Genomic DNA, 15955 nt, shown 5'->3' on the forward strand with positions numbered 1-15955 from the left:
AACGGACCGTCGCCCGCCAGGTCTTCAAACTGCTGGAGCGAAGGCCCGCTGAGGAAAGCCGAACAGTCACCGACAACCTCCCGCTGGCGGCTTGACGGATATAGCAGCCTCGAAAAGTCACGCTAAGAGCGCCGAGTTGAGCTCCTTAGCGTGACTCCTCGTTCCGATGTCTCTCGCGCGGGGGTCTTTGCAGGTCACCGGTGGTTCTCGATGTGCGGCTCGGTCAGGATGATCGGGGTGCCGGGACGCTGGGTTGGGGCAGTAGATCGGCTAGGGCGGTTCGGATGGCGGCGCGGCTGACACCGTGGGTACGGGCGAGCGCAGCGATCGAGGCGCCCTGCTCGGTGTAGGCCGTCCGCGCTTCCTCGCGCCGGGTTCCGTCGAGTGCGGGCGGGCGGCCGCGGTAGCGGCCTTCGGCCTCGGCGGCGGCGATCCCCTCGACGGTGAACTCGTTCTGGAGGTCGCGCTGGAACTGGCCGACGGCTGTGATGACGTTGATCAGCAGGTCTGTGGTGGCGTCGCCTGCGGCGAGGTCGTGGAAGTTCGACAGCGGCCCGGACATTACCCGCAGGACGACGCCGCGGGCTTGGCACCAAGCGCGGACGTTGTAGATGTCGACCAGGTCGCGGCAGAGTCGGAACAGTTCCGACACCGTCAGCGTGTCGCCGGGGTGCGCGACGGCGGCGACCTTCGCGAACGCGGGCCGCTCCAGCGCCGGGATCTTCGAGGTGGTCGCCGGGTCCTCGAACAGTCGCACTCCATCGGCGGGGCGGAAGCCCCCGGCGATGCCTTCGGGACACGTTCCGGATCGGAGGGTCTACGCCGACGGCCGGCTGGCCGGGCAAGGCGCCGCGTTGAGCGGGAGTGACGGCTGAGGGCCTGTTCAGGGACTGGAGGGTGTCAGTGCGGGATGGTGAGGAGGACGCGGCCGCGGCCGCCGGCATCCACGCGGTCGTGGGCTTTGGCGATGTCGGTGAGTGGGTAGCGGTCGCCGATATCGACGGTGAGGGCGCCGACGGCGGCCGCGGAGGTCAGGTCGCGGGCGGCGTGGCGTTTGGCGCCGGTGGGGAAGTCGTCGCTGCCCATCAGGCGCAGCGTGACGTTGTTGAACAGCAGGGTCCAGAAGGGGATTTCGGTGCGGTCGGCGCGTGTTGCGTACGCGGCGATGGTTGCGCTGTTCGCAGCGACGGCGTTGTCCAGGTCGGCGTTGTCGGACAGGGACACCTCGATGATCCGGTCCACTCCCTGGGAGGTGTGGGCGCGGATGTCGGCGGCGGGATCGTCGGCGTCGAGGGCGACGGTGTGGGAGACGACCGCCGGATCGACCCGGTCCAGTTCGGCGGCGCGGCGCACAGTGCCGATGACGGTGGCCCCGCCCCAGGCGGCGAGTTGGGCGGCCAGCGACCCGACCCCGCCGAGGACACCGTTGACCAGGACGACCTTCCCGTCGACCGGGCCGTCGGCGAACACGGTGCGGTGCGCGGTGATGCCGGGGATGCCCAGGCTCGCGCCCAGATCGTCGGACAGGTGGTCGGGCAGCGGGACGGCCAGGTCTGCGGGGACGACGGTGTACTGGGCGGCGGTACCGAAGGGCCGGTAGGACTGGGCGCCGTAGATCCACACGCGCTGCCCGGTACGGCGCGCCTCGACGCCGTCGCCGACCGCGTCGATGACGCCGGCGGCGTCACTGTGCGGGATCACGCGCGGGTAGGGCATGCCTGATCCTGTCCAGCCGGCGCGTTTCTTGGTGTCGCCGGGGTTGACGCCCGAGACGGTGACGCGGACGCGGACCTCTCCGGGGCCGGGGGCGGGGTCGGGCACCTCGCCGACCTGCAGCACTTCAGTGGCGGGGCCCTGTTCGTCGTACCAGGAAGCATGCATGGTGGTGCCTTTCGTTGTCTGTCGGCTCGCCGATGCGCTCAGCGGCGAGGGATCGTGTGGGTTGGCGCTAGGAGCCTGGCTTGGGGTTGCCCTTGGCGAGGGCCTCGCGGATCCAGGCGCGTTCAGCCTGGCTGGTGGCCCGGGCGGTGAGCAGCATGCCGCGCCGGTAGGGGTCACTGACGTCATCGGCGCGCAGCGGCTTGTCGCCGTCGTAGAAGAAGCTCGCCGATTCCTCCAGGAAGGCGAGCCGACGCCGGAGTACCGCGTGCTGGTCGGCGACGTCGGGCAGCAGGGACAGGAACGCCAAGATGGTGAACCAGCGGGAGAAGTCGGTGAGCTCGTGCGCGGCCGGCTCGCGCAGTCGCCGGAGCATGTCCGCGCGGCCCGCCTCGGTCAGGTTCAGCACATACCGGCCGGCTCCTGCTTCTGGCGCGGGTCGCCGCTCGATCAGTCCCGCCTTGGCCAGGCGGTTGACCGCCGGGTAGAGGGTGCCGTCGCTGACCGGCCGGCTGTATCCGGTGAGCTGCGTGATGCGACGGCGCAGCTCGTGTCCCGGAAGGGGGCCTGCGGCCAGGAATCCGAGGATGGAAAGTTCCAGCATTCCTCCAGCATGGCACATCGATTCGATGTGAGCATCGAATCGATGCTACGGTCGTGGTGGTCCTGCCGTTCGTCTCGAACACCACCTCGCAGGCAGGGAGAATCGCCCGCGCCCTCGCCGCACTCGGGTAGCTGCCGTGGTGGCACGTTGAACACCCCATGCACGGCGCGTCGGGTTTCACGCTCTTCTCGGCCCCTGGTGGAACGCAGGACACCGTCACCCTCGGCCGCTGGGCCAGCGAAGTCGTTCCGGCCGTACGCGAAGCAATCGCGAAGGAGGACGGCTAGGGGGCGGCTATCAGCCGTCCGCCGAGATGCCCCGTACGGACAGGAACACAACTGCCGGACCGTGGTGGTCTCGGCGTGGCCGCCGCGGCGACGCACATCCGCGCGCCGCCGCATACCGTGGCCTGGCTGTCATAGTCGCCGCGCTCGGCCGGGTTGGAGAAGGTAGTGCCCGACAGCTCGTGCACCATCGTGCCGATCAGATCGACGATCCCGCCGATGTGCGGCTGGCCTTCTGACCGGAAGTCCTAGCGTCCTTCGCCCAGGAGACTTTTGGTGATGGACTCCAATCGTGCCGCGGTGCCCCGGTCGAAGGACGGGCCTGTCAGGCTGAGCCGACGGCCTTCGGAGTATGCGCTCAGTGGTTCGTCCGGCGGGCCGTCGATGATGTCCACGATCGGGGCGACGCCCACCGCGACCGGCAGTCCAGCGGCCTTCATCCGCTCGACCTGGGCCGCCGTCTGGGGATCGAACTCTCCCGCGAGGTTGCCCGCAACGTTGCCGGGAAACACGAGCGCATAGCGGATCCGGCTGCCGGGGTGAGCGTCGGCGTAGGAGACGCCGAGCAGGTCGTTGAGCTTGCCGCCCTGGAACAGGGCCTCGAAACCGTCATAACCGCGTTTCAGTTCGAGGTCGTCCCAGTGGATCTGCCCGACGGGCACGCCCGGTCCCGCGACGTTCACGATGACCGGCTCTGGGGCCTTGTCCAGCAGGCCGGCGAGGCCGTGCCCGAGCAGATAGCGGCTGAGGTAGTACAGGGCGAACTGGTGCTCGAAGCCGTCTGAGGTCTCGCGGCGGTACGAACGGAAGAAACGGGTGCACAGGACGAGCGCGTCGATGGAGGAGAACCGGGTCGCGATCTCCTTGATGACCCGCTCGTTCTCGCCGATCAGGCTGAGGTCGGCCAGAAGAAACTCTCCGCCGTCGTTGACGAACCTCTCCCCGTTGGCCGGGTCGTGCCCGATGGCCAGGACGTTGTCGCCGCGCTCGATATAGGTGCGGGCGAGTGCCTTCCCCAGGCCGGCGGTGCCGCCCGGGATGACGATGTTCTTCATGCTCTCTCTTCCTATGACCGTGACTTGAGGGTGAAGGTGAGCGCGGCGGCGAGAACCAGGGCCGCGGTGATGACGTACATGCCGACCGATATCGCGGAGTCGTAGCCGCCGTCGTCCGCGGCTGCGAAGAAGACGGTGCCCACGCCGGCGACACCCAGCGTGGCGCCGAACTGCTGGCCGGTGCTCCAGATGCCCGAGGCGGAACCGGCGTGCTCGACGGGGACGGCCGCGAGGAACATCGTGGTCAGCGGTGGCATGATCAGGACCGTTCCGACGCCGAGCAGGAACAGGCCGGGCACCAAGGCCCACCCGGTCGTGTCGGCCGAACCGGACTCGGCGGCGACCAGCACGGCGGCACTACCCGCTGCGCCCGCGAGGGAGCCGACCAGGATCACGCGGTAGCCGAAGCGGTGCGTGAGACTGCCGACGAATGAGGTCAGGACCAGGGCTCCAGCGATGAGCGCGATGCTGACCAGCCCCGCGTCGAGGGCCGAATAGCCCAGGCCGCTCTGCATCCACACCAGGATCACCAGATTGAAGCCGCTGAAAGCCGCGAAGGCGACCAGCTCGACGACCAGCGCGGCGGTGACGACCCGCTTGCGCAACAGCTCCATGGGCAGCAGTGCGCCCGCCCGGCGCTCCGGTCGGCGATTCTCGATGACGGCCAGTCCCGCCACGGCCGCGATGCCCGCGATCAGGCAGGTCCAGATCCAGATCGGCCAGCCGAAGGTGCGGCCTTCCAGGAGCGGGAACACGATGGCGACCAGCCCGGCGGTGAGCACTCCGGCGGCGAGCCACCGGGGGCGTACGCCGTCGGTGACCCGGCTCTCGGGCACCAGCCATGCACCCAGGGCGACCAGCGCGACGGCGACCGGCACGGTCACCATAAAGATCATGTGCCAGCCCAGCCCGCCGAGATCCGCAGTGATCAGCACGCCGCCGAGCACCAGCCCACCCGCCTGGGCGGCCCCGGAGACCAGGCCGAACATGCCGAAGACCGTGCCCCGCTCGCGTCCGCTGAACATGCTGTAGAGGATGCTCATCACCTGCGGGGCGATCGCGGCGGCGGCCAGCCCTTGAGCCGCACGCGAGATGATCAGCATCTCCACGCTGTTCGCGAGGCCGGACCACAGGCCGGTCACGGCGAAGGCGGCCACTGCATACAGGAAGACCTGCTTGCGGCCCAGGAGATCGCCGACCCGGGCGAATGTGATCAATGCTGCGGCGAAGGCGAGCAGGTAGGCGGCCGAGATCCACTCCAGGTCGGTGGGATCGGCTCGCAGATCTTGCTGGATGGCGGGCAGCGCGACGTTCACGATCGTGACGTTCAGCAGGTCCAGCATGAAGGCGATGATCAGCACGACCATCGCCGCCCACCGGCGTGGGTACGGTGCGTCGGTGCCGGGCCTGTCGGATAGCGCGGTCTCGGTGTTCACTCAGCAAGGCCTTTCCCGAACCGTTGATGATGGACCGATCGGTCCCGTCATGGCGGACCGATCGGTCCGCGCTCTGAATGCATCGTTCTTGCTTGAGCGTCACCCTGTCAACTCCGGTAATCCAAAACGGACCGATCGGTCTGCTACCGTGTCAGCATGGCCCGAAGGCCCTCACCTCAAGCGCGCGAACGCATCCTGGACGCTGCGACCGACCTGTTCGATCGGTACGGCGTGCACGCCGTGGGCATGCAGCGGATCATCGACGAGGCAGCCTGCGGAAAGAACCTGCTCTACCGCGAGTTCAGCAGCAAGGACGAACTGGTGGTGGCCTATCTGCAGCGGGGCAGCACGCATTGGAACACCACGCTCGCCCGCGCGCTCGCCGGCGCCACGACGCCGGAAGAGCAGCTCGTCGAGCTGGTGCGCATCGTGGGTGACAGCGTGCCGGGGACCCGGGGCTGTGGGCTGCGCAACACCCTCGCCGAGTACCCCGACCGCGACCATCCCGCACATCGGTTCGTCGTGGAGCACCTCGAGATGGTCCGCAGCCAGCTTCGTGATCTGGCCGCGCGTACCTCCACGGCCGACCCGGACCAGCTCGTCGACCGGATCCTGCTGATCATCAACGGCCTCTACTCCCCAGACAGCGCCATTGTCGAGGAGGGCAGAGCCGCGACGGCGGCGGTACGTCTGGCCAGGGAGGTCGTGTCGTCCTGACCAGCTACAAAGCCGTCCATGAGGCTTCGCGTCCATCAGCGAGACGACTCCGGCCGGGTAGTCCACGCTTCCCGCGGTGAGCTCCATGCAAGCGTGCTAGGGGGCGGCCATCATCCGTCAGACCTCACCTGTTGCGCGTTAGCCATCAGCCATCAGGGGATGATGCCGAGATGCCCAGCTCGGACAGGAAGGCTGCGGCGGCGGGGGAGGGCTGGAAACGGCTCCAGATGAGGTGCTCGATGCGGGCCGGGGCGTCGCGGACCCGGACGGTGGGCAGGTCGGGGAGGTTGGAGACGAAGGCGGCGGGCAGCATCCCGATACCCAGGCCCTGCCGGATCAGGCGGGCCATGAAGTCAGGGGCTGAGATCTCGAAGGCGACCTCGCGCCGCACTCCGGCCGCCGCGAAGGCCTCGTCCGACTGGACCCGCCCGGCGCTGCCCGCCGGGAAGTCGACGAACGGCTCGTCCGCCAGCCGGTGCAGGTCCACGTGTTCCATGTCCGCCAGCGGATGGCCGGGCGCCACCACGGCGACCAGTTCGCCGCGCGCCAGCTCCCGGCCGCGGACGCCCTTGGGCCGTACGTCCAGCGGAAGCCCCAGGAACGCGACGTCCATGGTGCCCTGGCGGACCCGTTCGATCAGGTCCTCGCTCGCCCCCGAGCGAAGGCTGATCCGTACCTTTCGATGGCGCAGGTGGAACTGCTTCAGCGCGGCAGGTAGATCGACCGCGGTGACCGTGGGAATGGCGCCGATGGTGAGGCTGCCGCGGATCTCGCCGGCGGCGGCCGCCACCTCCGCCCGGGCCCGCTCGGCCGCGTCGAGAGCCTGGCGGGCTGCGGGGAGGAACGCCTCCCCGGCCGGCGTCAACCGGACGCGGCGGCTGGTGCGCTCGAACAACTTGGCACCCAGCTCGCGTTCCAGCCGCGCGATCTGGTGGCTCAGCGCTGACTGGACGACCAGGCACTGCTCGGCGGCACGGGTGAAGTTGCTCGTCTCCGCCACGGCGACGACATAACGCATCTGCTGAAGCTCCACAGATCAATCGTGATACACGATCGATCCGATGACAAATATGTGTTGGACTCATTGATCGTTCGTCGCCGAAGCTGGATGCATGACGACGAGACCCCATCCGGACGGCGGCCTGTCACGCGGACTGCTCCTGCTCATGTCGGTGGCGAGCGGGCTGGCGGTCGCGGGCAACTACTTCGCGCAGCCTTTGCTTGACCTGATCAGCCGGGAACTGGACCTTGGTCCCTCGCTGGCGGCGCTGGTGGTGACAGCCGCGCAGGCCGGATATGCGCTGGGGCTGATCCTGCTGGTGCCGCTCGGTGACCTGCTGGAGCGGCGACGGCTTGCCGTCTCGCTCTACGCGGCGACCGCGGTGTTCCTGCTGGTGTCAGCCACCGCGGCCAACGGCACGGTGCTCCTGATCAGCACGGCCCTGACCGCACTGACCTCGGTCGGAGCGCAGGTCGTGGTGCCGTTCGCGGCGACGCTGGCAGCCCCGGAAGAGCGTGGCCGGGTGGTCGGCACGGTGATGGCCGGGCTCATGCTCGGGCTGTTGCTCGCGCGCACCGCGTCCGGAGCAATGTCGGAGCTGGGCGGATGGCGGACGGTCTACTGGGTGAACGCGGCCCTGATGGCCCTGATGGCGGTGCTGCTGCGAGTCTTCTTGCCCCGGCTAGGCGGCGACGGCCAACGACTGTCCTACCCAGGGCTGCTGCGCTCGACGGTGGCGATGTTCCGGTACGAGCCACTGCTGCGCTGGAGGGCGGGCATTGGGGCCTTGAGCATGGCTTCGTTCAGCGTTCTGTGGACGGCACTGGCCTTCCTGCTTGTGCGGTCACCGTACGGCTGGTCGGAGTCGGCCATCGGCCTCTTCGGCCTGGTCGGCGCCGCAGGGGCGCTCACCGCCATGGTGGCGGGGCGGCTGTCCGACCGCGGATACGTCCAGATCGTGACCGGCGCCGGGACGGTCCTGCTGTTGGCGTCCTGGCTGCCGATCGCCGCTGGCGCACGCTCACTGATCTGGCTGCTTGTCGGCGTGGTCGTGCTGGACCTCGCGCATCAGGCGGTGCTCAACAGCAACCAGAACGTCCTCTACGCACTCCGGCCCGAGGCCCGCAACCGGATCAACTCCGCATTCCTGACGACGTTCTTCGTCGGCGGCGCGGTGGGCTCCTCGCTGACTTCGGTGGTCTGGGTGCACAGCGGCTGGACCGGCGTGTGCGTCCTGGGCGCCGGCTTCTCGACCGGGACCGTCGCGCTCTGGGTCCTGGAGCGCGTCTCCGTCAATCGAACGACCGAAGATTCCCCAGCTGACCAGGGCGTACGCGACCTGGTCACCACCACCGCCAAAGGAAAATGAGCATGTCGCGCACTGTACTGATCACCGGAGCCACCGGCACCGTGTCGACCGCACTGATGAACGCGCTCGAAGGGGCCGACGTGAAGCTCCGCACCCTCGTACGCGACGAATCCAAAGCGAAGGGCCTACGCGAGCAGGGCACTGAGGCCTACGTCGGCGACCTCGATGACCCCGGGTCGCTGCCCCCCGCCTTCGAGGACGTTCACGACGTATGGCTGCTCACCCCGAACGGCCCGCGCGCTCCCGAGAACAACATGAACGCCGTGTGGGCCGCACGCCAAGCCGGTGTGGAACGCATCGTGCGCCTGTCGGTCGTCGGCGCGGCACACGACGCGCCCAACCGCAGCGGCAGACTGCACGCGCTCTCGGACCAGGAGATCGAACGGTCTGGCATGCGCTGGACGATCCTGCGTCCGCACTGGTTCATGCAGAACCTGCTGAACGAGGCCGCCGACATCACCGCCACCGGCACCTTCTCCCTCAACATGGACTCAGCCCGCCTCGGCATGATCGACGTACGCGACATCGCCGAAACCGCCGCCCGCGTACTCCTGGACGACCCCGACCGCCATCACGGCCACACCTACACCCTCACCGGCCCGCGCTCACTGACCTTCGACCAAGTCGCCCACCACCTGGCAGCCGCACTCGACAGGCCCGTCACCTACCTGCCGAGCAGCGACGACGCCAAGCGCAAGACACTGCTCGGCTATGGCGTGCCGAAATGGATCGTCGACATGCTTGAGGAGTACGCGCAGGCGTACGCCTCCGGATGGGGAGACTTCACCACCGACACGGTCGCCGACCTCCTCGGCCGCCCACCGCGCGACATCGCCGACTTCGCCCGCGGCCACGCCGAAACTTTCACCCCTTGATCAGCGGTGCAGGGCGGTCGTTCTCACGGGCGCGGCGCCCCGGCAATGATGTCGTTGGCGACTATTTCAGCAGGGGAAGCTCTCTGCGATGTCCGACCGCCTGACGTCCGGGAGCAGGCGGTTCCATTCCTGACTGCCTGGGAAAGAGTGGGCCTGGCAGGCGTGGTCCAGTGCCCAGGGTTGGGAGAGAGTCCACCAGCGGGCCGCTCCCGACACTCCGACGATGGCGAGCCAGTTACCGGATGGGTCGAAGAGCAGGGCGCGTACGGGGCCTTGCTGGCTGGCCAGGGTGAACGTTCGCGTGCGGGTGCGGATGTCCCATAGAGCTACTGATCCGTCTTCAGCCCCGATGGCCAGGGTATCGCCGGTGGCGTTGTAGGTGAGCGCCGTTACTGGTGCGCTGAGGGCGGTCAGACGTTGGGGCGGACCGGTGTGGTTACGGGGACTGAGTTCGACGTTGCGGTCGGCGCCGATGGCCAGTGTCTGGTTGTCGGGGCTGAAAGCGAGAGCCCGTACGGTGCTGGAGGCGGTCTGGATGGTCTGGTCGGCGAGGCCGCTGGGCGTGATCGTCCACGTGCGGATGTGGTTGTCGTATCCGCCGGCTGCGGCCAGGGTGCCGTCGAGGCTGATGGCAATCCCTTGCTGGGGGCCGACTGTATTGGCCAGGATCAGGGTGCGGTCGTGGCGCTTTTCCGGGTGCCGCAGGTCCCAGAGCCGGAACTGCCCGTTGTTGCCTCCGGCTGCGAGCAGGTGCCCGCCGGGGCCACCGCGGGCCAGGCCGTGGACGGGGCCGTCCATGCGCAGGTGGCGGCATCTGTCCCCGATGCGGTAGTGGATGGTGTTGTCGCCGGCGGTTACGGCCGGGCCGCCGGGACTGTAGGCCGTGGCTCGGACCGTCTTGCCGGTGCAGCCGTCGCCGTGCCAGCCGCCGGTGTCCCACAGCGCGACGCTGTGGTCGCTGGCACCGCTGACCAGTTGGTGCCCGGTGCGTGGGAAGGCCACGGTGTGCACGGAGGCGCTGTGGCCGGCGAGTGCGGTGAGCAGGCGGCGGGTGGGCACGTTCCACAGCAGGACACGTTGGTCTTCTCCGGCGGTGGCCAGTACCTGTCCGTCGGCGCGGAAGGCCAGGCGCCAGATTTCGTCGCTGTGGTTGAGGGACCCGGCAGGCCGCCAGTCGGAGGTCCGCCACAGGTGGACGACGCGATCCCTGCCGGCGGCGGCCAGGAGTGCACCGTCTGGGCTGAAGGCAACGTCGTAGAGGGGCCCGTTTCCCGCCTTGAGGATGGGTGGCATCGATTCCGTGCGGTCACCGGGCGAGGTTGCGGATGGGAGGCGCCACAAGCGCACCGTTCCGTCTTTCCCGGCACCGGCGACCATGGTGCCCTGGGGGTGGAGTGCCAGCCCCGGCATGGCGTTGGTCCAGGCAGGTGACGGTACGGCTTCCAGCCCTTGCACTCGAAGGAGTTGCACACCGGTGCCGCTCATGGCGAGGGTGGTTCCGTCGGCGCTGAATTCCAGGGCTCCCAGGGCCACGCCGTGCCGCAGGGTGGTGCTGGCGAGTAGCGCGCCGGAGTGCGCCTGCCACAGCCACAGCTGTTTGTGGTCGGCGCCCGCGACCAGGGAGCCGTCCGGGCTCACCGCGATGGCCTGCAGCCGCTTGGAGCGATCGGTCACCGTCCAGAGCCGCTTGCGTCGATGTACGTCCCAGGTGGCGGCCTGGCCGATGTTGTCGCTGGTGGCCAGGATCCGGCCGTCGTCGCTGATACTGGTGGACCACAGCGCCCCGGGATGGGGAGGCAGCCGGCCGATGAACCCCTGAGCCTGGGTGCTCAGCAACGCCCCGCGCGTCTGCGGGGTGCGTCGCTGCCGGTATGCGGCGGCGGCGAGCAGGGCGGAAACGTCGGGACGGGTACGGGCGAGCCGGGCCGATTCCCCCGACAGCAACCCGGCGATGGTCAGCTGGCGCTCGCGCTGCGCTGCGGCCTTCTGTTCCCAGGCAAAGCCGGCCGCGCCCGTCACCAGCAGGGCCAGTGCGGCCAGCGCCGCGGTCAGGGCACGCAGCCGGCGGACCCTGGCGCGTTCGGCGCGGGCCTGGGCTTCCTGGTGCGCCATCGAGGCGCGCACGAATGCCTCCTCGCGCGCTCCCAGGACGTGGCGGACGGCCAGATCGCGGGCTGCGGCGAGCCGCACGCCCTGGTACAGCAGGTGAGGGTCCTGGTCCTCCTGTATCCAGGCCCGGGCGGTTTCCTGGAGTTGTTGCTGCGCGCGCAGGGCGGCGCGGTCCTCGCTGATCCACGCACTCAGATCGGGCCAGGCCCGCAACAGCGCCTCGTGGCTGATCTCTACGCTGGTGGTACTGGTGGTCAGCAGGCGGGCCCGGGTGAACGCCTCGACCACCGCGTCCGCGCAGGGATCGGTTTCGATGAGGTCGGCGCGATCGGCCGGCCGACGCACGTCGTCCTCGTGATCACCTACCCTCACCATGCTCAGCATCATGGGCCGCACCGCCCGCTGCTGTTCGGAGGTGAGTTCGTCGTAGACGCGGGCGGCGGTGGCGGCGATGGCCCCGTGGACGCCTCCGGTGCGCTGGTAACCGGTGACGGTGAGCACGCCGTCGTCGTTGCGATGCTGCCAGGTGGCGCGCAGGGTATGCGACAGCAGCGGCAGGGCCCCAGCAGCGCACCAGTCGGCGTCGGGGGCGGCGCCCAGGTCCCGTAGCAGCACCTCCACCAGCCCCGGCTCCAGTGTGAGCCCCTCGGCGGCGGCCGGCTCGGTGATCGCCTGGCGCAGCTCAGGGACGGTCATCGGCCCTAGCGGCAGCGCCCGCTTGCGCAGCGCGGACAGCAGAACGGGGTGGGTCAGGCAGTGTCCGTAGAAGTCGGCGCGCACACCGAGCACCACCGGCAGGCCGTCGGTCGCCTTGCGGCACAGTTCCTCAATGAACACCTCGCGTTGGTCTTGCGAGCCGCACAGGGTGAACAACTCCTCGAACTGGTCCACGATCACCAGCGCGTAGGACTCCAGTGACCGCCGGGCCTGGAGGCCGCGCAGCACCTGCAGCGGATCGGAGGTGGGCGTCAGATACAACGTCGCTGGGATGCCCGGCAACCGAGCCGGCAGGGCACCACGAGCCACTGCCACGGCCAGCCCGGCGCGCAGCAGCGACGACTTGCCGATTCCCGACGAGCCGATCAGCACCGCCGGATACCCCGTGGTACTCGCATCGGCCAGCAGCCCCAGCAGGTCGGCGACCGCCCGGTCACGGCCGAAGAACCACCGCGCGTCCTCCGTGCCGAACGAGGTCAGCCCCGGGTACGGGCACCTGCCGCTGATCGGTTTCGCCGCCAGGGCGAACAGAGTCCCACCAGCGCCCAGTTGGTCATCGCAGGCGAGCGCGAACGGTTCGCTCGGCCGCTGGTGCCCGTTCTCCAGCCGGCTCAAATAGCCCTTGTTGGTCCCCAACTCCTTGGCAAGCTTCGCCAGCGACAGGCCCGCCGTCCGGCGCCGTCGGCGCAGCTCCGAACCAAAGGTGGCCTCTTCCCCATCCGGCCCGGGCCCTGCGTCCCCAACCGGTTCGGCCGCAGGGGCCACTTGGTCGCCACCCAGTTCCATGACATCGCCTCTCGCCCGTCCGCTGAAGGCCCCACCTTCAACATCGCCGCGAGCATACGGCTACGCACTGTCATGACACTGGGACATCGAGTGAGACGTTCCTGTTCGCGAGGGTTTCCAGGTGCTAGACCACTCAGGAAACCCCCAACCCCTTTCTGCGGGCCACAGCTGTGCCCAAACTCCCGTTGTGCGTCGGCCTCTCCCCAGGGCGACGCGGCGAGGGCGGTGGTGCCACAGGCGGCGCGCCCAGCGGCAGCACCGCCCCGCCACCCGATCAAGCCAGCAAAGGGAGCATCCAACAATGCCCACCACGACCATCACCCGCATCATCGCAGCGGCGGTTCCCATCATCGAGGCTCTCACCATGACCGGCATGACCGCGCCGCCCGCATCCGCGCACAAGTCTCCCGCGCCCGCTCACGCTTCCACCTCCGCCGCTCAGTGCGGAGGATTTGCATGGGCGCTCAGTAAGCGGTGGGGGACTCCGTCCAAATCAAAATGCTCCGTCATGGGGCGTCCAGGCGTCGTGGTCGGTATCCGCTGGACGACTGACCGCCGCTCAAGCGTCTGTGTCGAAGCTTGGGGCACGGGCAGATGGAATGCGGTGGGGTGTGCGGCAGTTCAGGTGGCGGCACAGTTCCCTGGGGCAACGTCCTGGACGTTCCCACGATCAGGGCATGGAGTCTCAGCCCCATCGCCGGCGCTGGAGTGAAATGGACGCATTAGAGGCGGCAGGCTCGGGGCTGACCGCCTGGCCCCCCACCGGTCCGGGGTCAGGGGGTTCTCGCCAGCATCGCCGCGATGCCGTCGAGCTGGTGGCGCAGGCCGAACTCGAAGAGCTCGTCGAGGTCGGTGATGCTGGTCGCGTCGGCGGGGACGGAGGCCGCGAGGGCGGGGAATCGGCCGGGCCCGAACAGCTCCGCGTGCAGGGCGCGCTCGGCGGCGATCCGTTCCTGCCCGGTGACACCGGTGTCGTGCTCGGCCTGCACCTCCAGCGCGTTGCTCGCGGCGATGCCGCCGACGTAGCCGTCGAGCGCGAACACGGTGTGCAGCATGTCGTGCCGGCTGAGCCCTAGGCCCTCCAGAGCGCGCAGCTCCCAGTCGACCATCCGGATCCCGCTGGACACTGCGGGTGGGCGGACGAGCGAGTTGTGCATGATCGTGGGTAGCCACGGGTGCCTGCGGTAGGCGCGCCACTGCAGCCGTGCCGCAAGTTCGAGCTTGGCGCGCCAGCCGGACGGGCCGGGCTCGGGCGGCTCCTCCTCGCCGAACGCCACATCCGCCATCAGGCGCAGCAGCTCTTCCTTGTCCGGGATGTAGCGGTACAGCGACATGGGGCCGACCTCCAGGTGCGCGGCCAGCCGGCGCATCGTCAGCGCGTTGAGCCCGTCGCGGTCCGCGAGCCGGATCGCCGCCCGGATCACCACCTCTCGCGTCGTGCCCGGCTCGACCGTGCCCTGCGCCCTTGGCCTGGCCGTGCCCGGGGTTCCCGGTTCGGCCTCGTCCAGGACGTGCGGCCCGGACGCGTCCTGGCCGGGCCGCTCCTCGGTGTGCGGACGTTGGAGAACGATCGAACCGCCGCCGGGCACGGTCCGCACCCAGCCCTGATCGCGAAGGACGCCGAGCGCCTTGGCGGCCGTGGCCATGGCCACACCCTGCTCCCAGACGATCTGCCGCGTGGACGGATCTTCGACCACAAGAAGAGGCTCGTAGGGAAGATGCGGCAAACCGGAGTGCGAGTCCTCGCCGGCACCGACAATGGCAACCCCTTCATCGTGCCGGGCTTCGCCCTGCACGATGAACTGAAGCTCCTCGTCGACTCGGGCCTGACGCCCTGCAGGCCCTGCAGGCGGCCACCGAGCAGCCGGCCCAGGTATTCGGCCTGGCCACAGGCCCACCAGGCGCATTCACAGTTCTTCATTTCGTGGTATCTGGTGGGATACCGCTCGGACCGCAGCCAAAGGGTTGCTTTGTCTGGGGCAGCGCGACTGTGGGCGCGCGTTGGTGTCGCTGGCGGTGTTCGGCCGGGCCGGTTCCCCAGTGTTGGGTGAACTGGTGGTCGAGGTACGCCAGAACCGCATCCCTGGTCATCTTCGTCAGCCCGCTCGGGCACGAACGTCGTGCTGCGATCGCTCGGGCGGCGTTGATGTCGGCATGCAGGGTCTTGCCGCAGAACCCGCATCGGAAGCGGTTCTGCGTGGGGCGGTTGCGGGCGTCGGTGTATCCGCAGCCCGAGCATTGGCGGGAGGTGTGGGCGGGGTTGACGACGGTGACGGCGATGCCGTGGTCCTCGGTCAGGGCGGCCAGCCGTCGTTTGAGCACGGCCCGTCCGGCCCGCGACACGATCCGCCGCAACTCCCGGGACAGGCCCTTGCCGCGGAAGTCCAGGTCCTCCACGACCAGCTCGGCGATGTCGCGTTCGGTGAGCCGGTTGATGATCCGGCCGACCTCGTTCTCCACATGGCCACGGATCCGCTTGGTGAGGTTGCGCCAACGTTTGCTGTCACGGAACCGGATACCTTGCTGCGACAGCCGCGCCTGCAAGGTGGCCAGCTCGGCGTCACGGGCCCGCAGCCACGAGTACAGGGCCTGCCCGAGCCGCTGCCCGTCGCTGGTGGTGAGCAGACTGCACAAACCCCAGTCCAGGCCCACCACGCTCCCTTCGGCGCGAGGCTCGGACTTGCCGGAGGTCTTGATCAGCTTGATGGTGACCTCACCGTCGTCCGCACCGTCGCCGTCGGAGACGGTGACCTGTACCATGCTGGACAGCTCGCCAGGTTGTGCGTCGAAGTAGCGGCTGGTCTGCAGGGGGATGCGGACCGGGGCGCCGGTTCCGGGCAGGCGGGAGATCCGCAGCCACCATGCGAACGATCCGCCGTGAGTGGCGTCGGCGGGGGTCTGGCGTTGGGCGATCGGGCCGTCGAACAACATCGTGCGGACCCGTGACAGGTTCGGGAACGGGTGATCGGTCCGCAGCGCCTGCTCGGCCAGCCGCCGCGCCAGCGCCAGGTCCTCAGGCGTGGCGGTGAACACACCGCCACCATCTGGATCGGCGTCCTGATCGGCGGAGCGGCCGGTGGTGCGGCCGGTGGTGTATTCGGGGCGGAACCAGGCACGTCCGGCGT

Annotated in this window: 13 protein-coding genes; 3 read left to right on the forward strand and 10 right to left on the reverse strand. The window is 69.2% G+C overall.

The genetic code is table 11. The features are described 5' to 3' along the window. Positions 1-223: 223 nt before the first annotated feature. From ACH34W_RS55055 to ACH34W_RS55080, 6 genes are all read right to left on the reverse strand, one after another. A complete protein-coding gene (locus ACH34W_RS55055; protein ID WP_395969295.1) occupies positions 224-757 on the reverse strand; it encodes a recombinase family protein in 534 nt (177 codons plus the stop codon). 143 nt (positions 758-900) lie between these two features. Further along, positions 901-1881 (reverse strand): NADPH:quinone reductase, encoded by a 981-nt coding sequence (locus ACH34W_RS55060; protein WP_395969296.1) that lies wholly within the window; start codon positions 1879-1881, stop codon positions 901-903. Between the two features lie 67 nt (positions 1882-1948). After that, a complete protein-coding gene (locus tag ACH34W_RS55065; protein WP_395969297.1) occupies positions 1949-2482 on the reverse strand; it encodes a helix-turn-helix transcriptional regulator in 534 nt (177 codons plus the stop codon). 283 nt (positions 2483-2765) lie between these two features. Continuing rightward, positions 2766-2957, reverse strand: coding sequence for a hypothetical protein (locus tag ACH34W_RS55070; RefSeq protein ID WP_395969298.1), 192 nt, complete (start codon positions 2955-2957; stop codon positions 2766-2768). Between the two features lie 57 nt (positions 2958-3014). Further along, positions 3015-3821 (reverse strand): SDR family NAD(P)-dependent oxidoreductase, encoded by an 807-nt coding sequence (locus ACH34W_RS55075; protein WP_395969299.1) that lies wholly within the window; start codon positions 3819-3821, stop codon positions 3015-3017. An 11-nt stretch (positions 3822-3832) separates the two neighbouring features. Beyond that, the gene (locus tag ACH34W_RS55080) at positions 3833-5257 is read right to left on the reverse strand and encodes an MFS transporter (protein ID WP_395969300.1); all 1425 of its coding nucleotides are present in this window, start codon (positions 5255-5257) and stop codon (positions 3833-3835) included. Positions 5258-5413: 156 nt separating this feature from the next. Here ACH34W_RS55080 and ACH34W_RS55085 point away from each other — a divergent pair, with 156 nt between their 5' ends. Beyond that, positions 5414-5974 carry a TetR/AcrR family transcriptional regulator gene (locus ACH34W_RS55085; RefSeq protein WP_395969301.1) on the forward strand — a complete coding sequence of 187 codons (561 nt, stop codon included), beginning with the start codon at positions 5414-5416 and terminating at the stop codon, positions 5972-5974. A gap of 145 nt (positions 5975-6119) precedes the next feature. Here ACH34W_RS55085 and ACH34W_RS55090 read toward each other — a convergent pair whose 3' ends face one another. Then, a complete protein-coding gene (locus tag ACH34W_RS55090; RefSeq protein WP_395969302.1) occupies positions 6120-7007 on the reverse strand; it encodes a LysR family transcriptional regulator in 888 nt (295 codons plus the stop codon). Between the two features lie 79 nt (positions 7008-7086). Here ACH34W_RS55090 and ACH34W_RS55095 point away from each other — a divergent pair, with 79 nt between their 5' ends. Together ACH34W_RS55095 and ACH34W_RS55100 are read left to right on the forward strand one after the other, a co-directional pair. Continuing rightward, on the forward strand, positions 7087-8343 hold the full coding sequence (locus ACH34W_RS55095; RefSeq protein WP_395969303.1) for an MFS transporter: 1257 nt from the start codon (positions 7087-7089) through the stop codon (positions 8341-8343). A gap of 2 nt (positions 8344-8345) precedes the next feature. Continuing rightward, complete coding sequence (locus tag ACH34W_RS55100; RefSeq protein ID WP_395969304.1) at positions 8346-9218, forward strand: SDR family oxidoreductase; 873 nt, start codon at positions 8346-8348, stop codon at positions 9216-9218. Between the two features lie 66 nt (positions 9219-9284). Here the strand turns inward: ACH34W_RS55100 and ACH34W_RS55105 are convergent, their stop codons facing one another. The 3 genes from ACH34W_RS55105 to ACH34W_RS55115 form a co-directional block, all read right to left on the reverse strand. Next, positions 9285-12830, reverse strand: coding sequence for a helix-turn-helix domain-containing protein (locus ACH34W_RS55105; RefSeq protein ID WP_395969305.1), 3546 nt, complete (start codon positions 12828-12830; stop codon positions 9285-9287). A 773-nt stretch (positions 12831-13603) separates the two neighbouring features. Further along, complete coding sequence (locus tag ACH34W_RS55110; RefSeq protein WP_395969306.1) at positions 13604-14527, reverse strand: TetR/AcrR family transcriptional regulator C-terminal domain-containing protein; 924 nt, start codon at positions 14525-14527, stop codon at positions 13604-13606. Between the two features lie 220 nt (positions 14528-14747). Next, positions 14748-15955: RNA-guided endonuclease InsQ/TnpB family protein (locus tag ACH34W_RS55115; RefSeq protein ID WP_395969307.1), on the reverse strand; the 1208-nt coding region annotated here is incomplete at its 5' end.

Source organism: Actinomadura sp. 6N118, from assembly GCF_044326415.1.
Taxonomy (GTDB): domain Bacteria; phylum Actinomycetota; class Actinomycetes; order Streptosporangiales; family Streptosporangiaceae; genus Spirillospora.